This is a genomic window from Sulfitobacter sp. G21635-S1, from assembly GCF_027213915.1.
Taxonomy (GTDB): domain Bacteria; phylum Pseudomonadota; class Alphaproteobacteria; order Rhodobacterales; family Rhodobacteraceae; genus Sulfitobacter.
Map to the genome: position 1 here is coordinate 20,967 of NZ_JAPWGV010000042.1, position 7,782 is coordinate 28,748.

At 62.2% G+C, this 7,782-nt stretch carries 6 protein-coding genes; 1 reads left to right on the forward strand and 5 read right to left on the reverse strand.

What is annotated here, in order from left to right; genetic code table 11:
- Nucleotides 1–7: 7 nt before the first annotated feature.
- The 3 genes from O4H53_RS25685 to O4H53_RS25695 form a co-directional block, all read right to left on the reverse strand.
- Nucleotides 8–2,359 (reverse strand): relaxase/mobilization nuclease domain-containing protein, encoded by a 2,352-nt coding sequence (locus O4H53_RS25685; RefSeq protein ID WP_269367750.1) that lies wholly within the window; start codon nucleotides 2,357–2,359, stop codon nucleotides 8–10.
- Complete coding sequence (locus O4H53_RS25690; RefSeq protein ID WP_269367751.1) at nucleotides 2,346–2,939, reverse strand: transposase; 594 nt, start codon at nucleotides 2,937–2,939, stop codon at nucleotides 2,346–2,348. Before O4H53_RS25690 ends, O4H53_RS25685 begins: the two co-directional genes overlap by 14 nt.
- Nucleotides 2,940–3,502: 563 nt before the next feature.
- Entirely contained in the window at nucleotides 3,503–3,709 is a 207-nt protein-coding gene (locus O4H53_RS25695) for a hypothetical protein (RefSeq protein WP_007120662.1), read from the reverse strand.
- A gap of 151 nt (nucleotides 3,710–3,860) precedes the next feature.
- Here O4H53_RS25695 and O4H53_RS25700 point away from each other — a divergent pair, with 151 nt between their 5' ends.
- Complete coding sequence (locus O4H53_RS25700; protein WP_269367752.1) at nucleotides 3,861–4,886, forward strand: IS110 family transposase; 1,026 nt, start codon at nucleotides 3,861–3,863, stop codon at nucleotides 4,884–4,886.
- Between the two features lie 716 nt (nucleotides 4,887–5,602).
- Here O4H53_RS25700 and O4H53_RS25705 read toward each other — a convergent pair.
- Nucleotides 5,603–6,652: a nucleotidyltransferase family protein gene (locus tag O4H53_RS25705; protein ID WP_443069642.1), complete on the reverse strand. Its 1,050-nt coding sequence runs from the start codon at nucleotides 6,650–6,652 to the stop codon at nucleotides 5,603–5,605.
- Between the two features lie 98 nt (nucleotides 6,653–6,750).
- Nucleotides 6,751–7,680 (reverse strand): DUF2493 domain-containing protein, encoded by a 930-nt coding sequence (locus tag O4H53_RS25710; RefSeq protein WP_269367753.1) that lies wholly within the window; start codon nucleotides 7,678–7,680, stop codon nucleotides 6,751–6,753.
- Nucleotides 7,681–7,782: the final 102 nt, after the last annotated feature.

Genomic DNA, 7,782 nt, shown 5'->3' on the forward strand with positions numbered 1-7,782 from the left:
GCGGCGCTCAATGGACCTGTCCCCGCACGGTCACGCCATCCACGTCTGTCGCGCGGTGTTTTTCATACTCGGCGTCGGCAAGATCATCGACCACCTGGCGCAAGGCCTCTGTGTTGGCCGTGGCGGCATCGGATTGAAGATAAACCTTGGCGACGTAGAGCCGGTCGAGGCGGTCCTCGAGAACCTGTTCCAGCGCATCGGCATCGCCGGATGTGAGTCGGTCGAGTTGGCGAACGTCCAGCACCCGCGCGATCTCGCCCCGGAATGCGTCCCGCTCCGCCTCGGTCTCGAAGGGCGCGGACAACTCCCCCGCCCGTTCATGATCAAGGACACGTGCAATCTCCTCTGCGAGGCGGTCGGTACGGTCAGTCTGCGGCGCCGTTTCATCGCGGGTGGCTAGACGTTCGTCACGCGTGCCAACCCCAAGCCCCTCGCGCAACTCGTTGTCGCGGCGGACCTGATTGATGACCTCCGTGTCGCGTATTTCGACGACAGCCGCATAGGTCGCGCCAAGCCCGCGGGCGAGGTGGGAGGGCATGTCCGGATAACGCGCTCGGAAGTCATCCGTGACTGCATCTGCAACAGGCGTGCGGAGGTCGCGTCCCTCCATGATGCGGTCGACCTCGCCGGTGATCTCGCTGGCGCGGGCAGCATCGGTGACGGTTTCCCTGTAGGGTTCGGACCGATCGATCACATCGCCTGGGCGTGCAAGCAGGTCCGGGTGCGCTGCGAGATACGCGCGCTGCTCGGTCTCGATCCGGCGCTCCGCCCGTGAGACAACCTTCCAGTCCCGGTCCTCGATTTGCTGCGCTGTCAGGCCGTCTGCGCGCATCTCTTGACGGATTGTCCCTTCCATCGCCCGGACCGCGCCCTCATGATAATGGAACCGCTCGCTGACCGGTTCCGCTTCCATGACCCCATCCCGGCGCAGCACGTTTTCCCGTTCCAACAGCGTGCCGAGTTCGACATGCACATCATTGAGAATGTCGCGCGCCTGTTCCAGATCGGCGCGGCGTTCAAGGTTCAGATCGCGCGCCTCGGCCACCTTGGAGAGATCATCTGCGATCCATTGATGCTCCAGCGCGGCGCTCGAGGCCCCGGTCTCGATCCGGGCCACCACTTCCGATGTGCTGATCCCCGTGCCCCGCAGCGCGGTATCAATGCGCGATCTCAGATCGGGCTCGGCCAGTCGCTCGCGCTGGTGGGCGTCGATATTGGCTTCGGAATAGATCCCGCCCTCCGAGGGGGTCTCTGACAGCGTGGATGATCGCAAACCTAGAGGCTGCATGTGCTGGACCTGCGTCTGGATCTCAATGAGACGTTTTTCCAGCACCGGACGTTCCGCGTCAGACTTCTCGGCGATCATGCCCTGCACCCGCGCGAGTTTCTCCGCATAGAGGCTTCTCAGATCCTCGAAACTTTGATCCTCGGCCATATACACATCTCCTGTTCGGTCCACCTGCCCGCCATGCGCCAGCACCTCGCCCGCGCGGAAGAGTGCCGCGGCAATGTCTTCGCGGGCCCCGCGGACCTCGGAGGTCTCCCGGGAGGTCTCCACGGCAAGCGAATGATAGACGGTTCTGGTGTTGGTGATCTCGGCCAGCGTCCGCGTCAGGTCGGCCCCGACACGTTCCCGCTCGCGGGGCGCGCGACCCTCTTCTTTCGCCGCATAAACCTCGCTGGTGCGGGCTGGGTAATGTACCACGCCGCGATCCACCCGGCGCGTGGCTTCCAGGCGCACGCCATACTTCTCGGCCTCCTCGACCATCGCGAGGCGGAAGTCGTCATAGTTGAAGCGGTGATTGCGGCCGAGGAAGAAGAACTCGCCTTCCTGCGACCGGCGGTTCAGCACCAGATGCGCATGGGGGTGATCGCGGTCCTCATGCACCGCGATGATGTAGTCGAAATGCCCCTTATCAGTCTGGAAGAACCGCTCGGCCACGTCCGTCGCGATGTCGCGCACATCCTCCCCACGCGTGCCCATGGGGAAGGACATGAGCATGTGGGTGGTCTGTCCGAGCTTCGGCTTGAACCCCGCATCCCACCGCTTGGCAAAGCGCTCGGTCAGATCCTTGATGTCACCCGCCTCGAGCTTCGCCTTGCCATCGAGAAACCCGCTTGAGTCCACGATATGGGTCGACTTGGTTGTGAGGTAATCGAGCTGGTTTGCGAGCTGCGATTTGGTATGCGTCCCCCCGCCCCGGATCGCCTTGAAGACCGCTGGCCGATGCCCTGCTGCCGCGCGCACAAGCTGGCTCTGCTTGGCGACATGCAGCCCCTGCATCGAACCCCGGATCCTGCTCCAGCCGTCCCGGAAGACCTCGCCAGTAACCGCGTCAACCGCATCATTCAGCCGCATGGGCAAACTCCCTCAGCGCGGCCGTGGCCTGCAGTTGCATCCCATCGCGCCGACGGCGCAGGAGCAAATCAATCTCATCCGCGGAATCCAGGATGAACCGCGCCAGCCCGCGCATCTGCGCGAGACGCAAATCGGTGAACTCGGCACTCGTGCCATCCACGGCCCCCTGCCCCATCCAGTTGGCCCGCGTCATCTGCTTGGCGATCTGCGCGACCCCATTCCCGACCTCGTGCAGAGAGGCGCGATAGCGCGCCATCTCTGCTGCCATCTGCGCGTCCGGAACGAACACCCCGCCTGCCGCCTGGATTAGCCGCCGCAGCCCCTCGGCCCGGCTCTCGATCCCGGCCGAGGCAAGCACCGCATCGAAGGCTGCAAGCTCCGCACTGGTCACCTTCACGCTGACTGCGGAAACCGGGATCGCGGCATCTGCCTGGCGCTCGGCATCAGCTTTGAGGACATAGCGCACGGCCCGCGATGTGACCTCGAAACGCTCGGCCAGCTCAGACGTCGACACACCCTCCGCGGCTTCGCGGACGATCTGCATCTTCTCGATCTCTGTCAGGCGTTTTGTTCGGGACATGCGGAAGAAAGACCCCCTATTTCCTGCCACCTTCCACCAAGGCTGCCCCCACATTACGATAATATACCTAGCTGTCAATTATATACTTACGTAGCATTCAGGCTCAGGCAGCCTTGGTGTCCGCTTCCCTCGCGGCCCGCAGGGACGCGGCTCTGCCGCCCTCACCACCGGGCGACCCACCTGTCCAATGGGTCCCCTTCCCCAGCACCGCCCAAGGGTCTGACCGAACACGCACGTGTTCGGACGGAACCGCGGGCGGGCGCAAACCCCACCGACAGGGCGGATAGGCAGGGTCAAGGAGGGCCAGATTTGGCTTGCCAAATCTCTGCCGCAAAAACCGGGAGGCCCTGGCCGATAGGTTTTTGTGGATGGCCCCCTTGAGGCTGACTGGCCGGTCTGTCGCGACATGATCATTCCGGGCGACGATCGTCCTTTGAGCGCGAGGATACCGGCACCAAGAGGAGGTCGCTGTAGGCGATCACACGCGCCGGTGACGGCATCCCTGGAACAGGGATCGGGCCGCCCCAAGATCGTCCCGGGGCGGCCCATCCTCGTCAGAGGATTCAGTCCTGGGGATCTTTCGCGCTCGGTGGGAACATCACCAGCTCCGAGACCGCGACCGGGAAGTCGAGCTTGAGGCTGAAGAACTCCGAGCCGTCCCCGTTGCGGGTGTTGCGGAACATCGCACCCACGCGCTGAAAACGGGTGCGCTCCTGGCCATCGGTGTCGGTGAACTTGACGGGAACGGTGGCGACGTAGTGGTTGGTCATTTGGGTTACTCCTTGTTGCGATGGGGATCTGCCAGCACGGGGGCAAGAGGCCCGGTCGCAAGTGCAAATGCGATGGTGTGGACGCCCCCGCCCGGCATCGCAATGTGCAAAGGTAGCGATGTCAGAAGTCGAATTAGGTTAGGAGGAAACCATGCAAGACGTTCACATCATCGGACTGGATATCGCGAAGAACTCGTTTCACGCACATGCTGCGGCAGTCGACGGGAGCGCGCTTTTTAGCAAAGCTCTTCCGAGGGGTCGGGTATTGAAAGTACTCGGCAAACTGCCGCCTTGCATCGTTGCCCTCGAGGCTTGTGCCGGTGCGCATCATTGGGGCCGAGAAATAACGGCGCTCGGCCATGAAGTTCGGCTAATCCCACCACAATATGTCAAACCGTATGTGAAACGACAAAAGAACGATGCCTCTGATGCCGAAGCCATCGCAGAAGCCGCGTCCCGCCCTTCCATGCGCTTTGTCGCCGTGAAAAGCCCTGAACAACAGGGGCAAGCGATGGTGCTGAAGGTGCGGGACCTATTGACGGCGCAGCGCACTCAAACGATCAACGCGCTCCGCGGCCATCTTTCGGAGCACGGGATTGTTTCGCCAAAAGGCCCACAGCATTTGCCGCGCCTGGAAGATGAGATGAATGCTCGTGAAGATGCTTTGCCGGACACGGTCATCTCGGTTTGTCGGGTGCTCTTCGAGCTGATCAGCTCTCTTTCCGAGCGCATAGATGCTCTATCGTTGCAGCTGAGGCAGGTCTCCAAGCAAAACGATGTAGCAAAACGTCTAATGACCATGCCGGGGGTTGGCCCTGTGACGGCAGTTTCGCTGTCCGTTTTGGCACCACCGCTCGGAACCTTCTCAAAAGGGCGAGATTTCGCCGCTTGGGTAGGTCTTACCCCGCGACAACACTCAACCGGGGGTAAAGCCAAGCTGGGGCGAACATCTAAGATGGGACAGCGCGATCTCAGGAGGCTGCTGATTATCGGCGCGATGTCTACGATCCAATCCGCCGAGCGGCGTGGCGGGGCGCCCGAAGGATCATGGCTTGCCCGCATGCTCGCCCGCAAACCGAAGATGCTCGTGGCTGTTGCCTTGGCGAACAAGATGGCGCGCATCGCCTGGGTCCTGATGACCCGAGGCGGCGCCTACGAAACCCCGGCGCGCGCCTGAGCGCGGTGGGGCCCAAAGGGAAGCGGCAGTTCTGAACGGAGGTCATGGTAAAGCGTCGACGAGATCAGGAATAGGAAAACCAGTGACCCTCCCGGAGGCTTAGACCCCGCAAATGCGTTTTGGACCCGTTCCTCGAACTCACCATGAGGGCCCGCAGCGAACACTGCTGCATAAGGAGGCCGGATACACGGAAGAACTCGACCGCTCCACCATGTCTAACAGAAAGAAATCGCTTGCATCCCTGGGGGCGTCCATACACGGAGGGTCCGCGGCCCCGCCGTGGAAGCCGTATTTGTGCTTGCCGAAGCGTCAGCGGAGGGCACGGACGGGCCGACCCCGTGCGATCCACATCTATGAGCAAAAAGGAGAGACCCAAATGACCTCTGCCATCATGCCGTCGCCACCATCCGCGTCCGCGTCTCGCAGATCATGGCCAAGGTGCTGAGGTAGCCTTCCTGCCTGGGCACGATCTTCCGAAACGCCACCCGAGGCCCGTGCTTGTCTTCAACCTCAAGTGCGACGTCTCGAGCCCTCGCGTCTTGCTTTGCTGACGATGTGCGTGAGGTGCAGCCCAGCCCGAACCGATGCGGATGGGCCGCACTGTGACGGACCGGGTAGAGGGGATGACGGTACCGACCGCCTCAGCCTGTTGATCCAGGGTTCCAGACAAGGCCTGCCAGGAGCACCAAGCACGGCAAATTTCGTGATGTTGGCGATTACGTACCCAAGCTGTCTATGATTGCCTTCGTCTCAGGCATCCGCTTCAGCGAGTTGCCGATGTGCTCGCGCCACCGTGGGCCAACCTCTAGCGCGGCGGCATAGGCCCGGAACAGATCATCTGGCCGGTCCTCGGCCATCGCCTCGATCAAGAAGGCCGCCTGCTCGCGGTCCTTCGCGGATTTGAGGCTCCCCGCCCCATCACGCCGCCGATCAGCTATAATCAGTTTGTGGACTGCATATCTTTCCGGGCGCGGCACTTGCACCAGAACCCCGGATCGATAGATCGCCGCTGCATGGATCGGTTCGGCGATCAGAAAGTTGAGATAGTTCAATCCTTGGGCGTTCACGCCCAATGCTGGCAGATCGCGGATAGTCTCATCCCCGAAGGCAGGTGCAAGAAACTCGACCAACTGGCCACTGCCACCTTGGGCCCACCGCCAGGTCCGACCTTGGTCAAGAGCCGGTAAGGGATCAAATTTGAGCGCCGAGAAGGTCTCGGCCAGACCCGGATCGACCTGATCCTCCAGGGCGACGCTGAGCTTTTCAAACTGGGCAATGTCGATGTCACCGGTATTGGCCATACCACCCAAGGGCAACCGGATGCCAAGCTCACCTTCATAGAGCCGGAATGCGTTTGTCCCGACGATGGTGCCACCCAGTCGGAAGGTCCCTGCGGCAGCCATGGCCGACAGAATTGAACCGGTCGCCCGGTCGGTGGGCGTTATGCCCTCGGCGCGCAAGAGCCGAACAAGCCGCGACCGTTCCGCCTGTCGGTCCTTGGCAGTCGCGCGCAGCTCCTCGATCCGGTCAATGCGTGCACGCGTCTCGTCGTTGTCCTCGCCGATATAGATGAACCGCATCTCCGTCCCGACGCGTCGCGCAGCGTACCAATAAGCCTTGTCGCTGCGCTCCTTGAGCGTTGGTTTGCCTTCAACGCCGGACAAGGTGTCATCCTTCAGAAGGCGCACCAGGTCGGTATAGGCGCTCATCGCGATACTGCTGAATGGAGTCATGCCAATCATTTTCAAGTTTTGCTTGGCACGCATATACCTATCAAAACATGAAATTGCTAGGCATAACCCTCCAAGCACCTCCACGCCCAAGAGAAACAACGAAAGGGCCGCCTGAAGGCGACCCTTATTAATCACGTCTCCGAGGTCTTCTTTGCGGGGTCCGCAACCCGCATGACCGTCAGGCCTTTCGCTTCCGCCTTTTGTCCGAGGTTCAGCGCGACCCCGTTGCCGCCGAAGAGGACAACCCCCGTCGCCGCAAACTTGTCGTTCAGCATTTCGTCGTTGCACTTGAACGGGGCCGCCCGCCCATGCGCGGACCAGCGCGGATCGAAGCGAGCTTGTGCGACCCCGCGTGCGCGCGCCCACCGGGCCGCGATCATCTCCGCTCCGTGCTTGCCGCCCTTGTGGCAGAGGAAGATCTCCTGGTTGCGGTTCTGCTTGATCCGTTCGCGAACCTTGTCGAGCGTGTTGAAGATCACATCGACATCGGTCCAGTCGGTGGCGCCCGAGACGATCAGCGGCACCCCCGCGACTTTCGACTTCTCGGCGGTTTCACGGTCGTGCTGCTCCAGGAGCTGTCGCGCCTCGAAGACCGCCCCGGTCTCTTGCGCCCGGACGCTTGCGCGCGACCCGGCTGCCGGCACGAAGGCGTGGCCTGTCTCGATCTCGTAGCATTCTGCCGCCGCCTCGCTCATCACCTCAATGGCGCTGACGATCTCGCGCAGCTGCAGGAAACGGACCTGCGCCTCTTCCAGGGCAGTCTCGGCGACCTCCGATCCGTCGTGGGATTTTGCCAGCGCGCCGATCTTGTCGGCGGTGCGGTCGACCTCCTTGCTGAGTGCCACCTTGCGCCGCTGCAAGATCGTGGCGAGCCCGTGCGCGAGTGGTTCGATTTCAGCTTCGAGACCGGTTCCGCGCAGTGAGCCGAGCAAAGCCTCGAAGCTCTCGCGGATGATGTTGTCCTTCAGGATGTGATCTTCCGGGATCGGCAGATGGGCGTCCTTCTCGGTCAGCCCGAAAAGCTCGATGGTCTCGTAGGTGTTTGCAGTGTCGTAAGCCATATCTGGTCTCCAGTGTTCGGTTCCAAGGCCACCACGTGAGTGTGGGGGCATGGCCGAATGCCTGGTTTCCGAATCTGCCCGGGTCAGGGACGGCGCAGCCGC